1 tRNA gene and 2 rRNA genes are annotated in these 3,104 nt (G+C 52.5%); all 3 read left to right on the top strand.

Annotated elements, in window-relative coordinates:
• A 16S ribosomal RNA gene (locus ACKVMH_RS13150) occupies positions 1–1,566 on the top strand; the annotation flags it as partial.
• Positions 1,567–1,654: 88 nt separating this feature from the next.
• Positions 1,655–1,730, top strand: a tRNA-Glu gene (locus tag ACKVMH_RS13145).
• Positions 1,731–1,969: 239 nt separating this feature from the next.
• Positions 1,970–3,104, top strand: a 23S ribosomal RNA gene (locus ACKVMH_RS13140); the annotation flags it as partial.

Raw genomic sequence — 3,104 nt, 5'->3', positions numbered from 1 at the left:
TGCTCCCCGGGTGACGAGCGGCGGACGGGTGAGTAATGTCTGGGAAACTGCCTGATGGAGGGGGATAACTACTGGAAACGGTAGCTAATACCGCATAACGTCGCAAGACCAAAGAGGGGGACCTTCGGGCCTCTTGCCATCAGATGTGCCCAGATGGGATTAGCTAGTAGGTGGGGTAATGGCTCACCTAGGCGACGATCCCTAGCTGGTCTGAGAGGATGACCAGCCACACTGGAACTGAGACACGGTCCAGACTCCTACGGGAGGCAGCAGTGGGGAATATTGCACAATGGGCGCAAGCCTGATGCAGCCATGCCGCGTGTGTGAAGAAGGCCTTCGGGTTGTAAAGCACTTTCAGCGAGGAGGAAGGTGGTGAACTTAATACGTTCATCAATTGACGTTACTCGCAGAAGAAGCACCGGCTAACTCCGTGCCAGCAGCCGCGGTAATACGGAGGGTGCAAGCGTTAATCGGANGGTGGTGAACTTAATACGTTCATCAATTGACGTTACTCGCAGAAGAAGCACCGGCTAACTCCGTGCCAGCAGCCGCGGTAATACGGAGGGTGCAAGCGTTAATCGGAATTACTGGGCGTAAAGCGCACGCAGGCGGTTTGTTAAGTCAGATGTGAAATCCCCGGGCTCAACCTGGGAACTGCATTTGAAACTGGCAAGCTAGAGTCTCGTAGAGGGGGGTAGAATTCCAGGTGTAGCGGTGAAATGCGTAGAGATCTGGAGGAATACCGGTGGCGAAGGCGGCCCCCTGGACGAAGACTGACGCTCAGGTGCGAAAGCGTGGGGAGCAAACAGGATTAGATACCCTGGTAGTCCACGCTGTAAACGATGTCGATTTGGAGGTTGTGCCCTTGAGGCGTGGCTTCCGGAGCTAACGCGTTAAATCGACCGCCTGGGGAGTACGGCCGCAAGGTTAAAACTCAAATGAATTGACGGGGGCCCGCACAAGCGGTGGAGCATGTGGTTTAATTCGATGCAACGCGAAGAACCTTACCTACTCTTGACATCCAGAGAACTTAGCAGAGATGCTTTGGTGCCTTCGGGAACTCTGAGACAGGTGCTGCATGGCTGTCGTCAGCTCGTGTTGTGAAATGTTGGGTTAAGTCCCGCAACGAGCGCAACCCTTATCCTTTGTTGCCAGCGGTTCGGCCGGGAACTCAAAGGAGACTGCCAGTGATAAACTGGAGGAAGGTGGGGATGACGTCAAGTCATCATGGCCCTTACGAGTAGGGCTACACACGTGCTACAATGGCGTATACAAAGAGAAGCGACCTCGCGAGAGCAAGCGGACCTCATAAAGTACGTCGTAGTCCGGATTGGAGTCTGCAACTCGACTCCATGAAGTCGGAATCGCTAGTAATCGTAGATCAGAATGCTACGGTGAATACGTTCCCGGGCCTTGTACACACCGCCCGTCACACCATGGGAGTGGGTTGCAAAAGAAGTAGGTAGCTTAACCTTCGGGAGGGCGCTTACCACTTTGTGATTCATGACTGGGGTGAAGTCGTAACAAGGTAACCGTAGGGGAACCTGCGGTTGGATCACCTCCTTACCTAAAGATATTAGTTCGAGTGGCGTGCTCACACAGATTGTCTGATGAAAAAGTAACGAGCAAAAGCGTCATAAAAGTACGGTGTCGTGTCCCCTTCGTCTAGAGGCCTAGGACACCGCCCTTTCACGGCGGTAACAGGGGTTCGAATCCCCTAGGGGACGCCAAGCTTCCGACCCACCCGGTGAAAGCGGCGGTCTCAAGTATCTGACGATACACCATATCTTAAAGATGACTTCCGAGTCATGTTTAAGATATTGCTCTTTAACAATCTGGAACAAGCTGAAAATTGAAACATGACGGCTGAAATTTATCCCTCCGTAGATGTATCGGGATGAAGAGTAACCTGTCATAGAGTCTCTCAAATGTTTGCAGCGCGAACGATGGAAACATCTTCGGGTTGTGAGGTTAAGTGACTAAGCGTACACGGTGGATGCCTAGGCAGTCAGAGGCGATGAAGGGCGTGCTAATCTGCGAAAAGCGTCGGTAAGGTGATATGAACCGTTATAACCGGCGATACCCGAATGGGGAAACCCAGTGTGTTTCGACACACTATCATGTCATGAATACATAGTGGCATGAGGCGAACCGGGGGAACTGAAACATCTAAGTACCCCGAGGAAAAGAAATCAACCGAGATTCCCCCAGTAGCGGCGAGCGAACGGGGAGGAGCCCAGAACCTGAATCGGCTTGTGTGTTAGTGGAAGCGTCTGGAAAGTCGCGCAGCAAAGGGTGATAGCCCCGTACACTAAAATGCACAGGTCGTGAGTTCGATGAGTAGGGCGGGACACGTGACATCCTGTCTGAATATGGGGGGACCATCCTCCAAGGCTAAATACTCCTGACTGACCGATAGTGAACCAGTACCGTGAGGGAAAGGCGAAAAGAACCCCGGCGAGGGGAGTGAAATAGAACCTGAAACCGTGTACGTACAAGCAGTGGGAGCACCTTCGTGGTGTGACTGCGTACCTTTTGTATAATGGGTCAGCGACTTATATTTTGTAGCAAGGTTAACCGTATAGGGGAGCCGTAGGGAAACCGAGTCTTAACTGGGCGAATAGTTGCAAGGTATAGACCCGAAACCCGGTGATCTAGCCATGGGCAGGTTGAAGGTTGGGTAACACTAACTGGAGGACCGAACCGACTAATGTTGAAAAATTAGCGGATGACTTGTGGCTGGGGGTGAAAGGCCAATCAAACCGGGAGATAGCTGGTTCTCCCCGAAAGCTATTTAGGTAGCGCCTCGTGAACTCATCTTCGGGGGTAGAGCACTGTTTCGGCTAGGGGGCCATCCCGGCTTACCAAACCGATGCAAACTCCGAATACCGAAGAATGTTATCACGGGAGACACACGGCGGGTGCTAACGTCCGTCGTGAAGAGGGAAACAACCCAGACCGCCAGCTAAGGTCCCAAAGTCATGGTTAAGTGGGAAACGATGTGGGAAGGCATAGACAGCCAGGATGTTGGCTTAGAAGCAGCCATCATTTAAAGAAAGCGTAATAGCTCACTGGTCGAGTCGGCCTGCGCGGAAGATGTAACG

This window comes from Lysobacter zhanggongensis (genome assembly GCF_046638635.1).
Taxonomy (GTDB): Bacteria; Pseudomonadota; Gammaproteobacteria; order Xanthomonadales; family Xanthomonadaceae; genus Novilysobacter; species Novilysobacter luteus.
The sequence above is the reverse complement of the archived record's forward strand: the minus strand, read 5'-3'. Positions and strand labels throughout refer to the sequence as shown.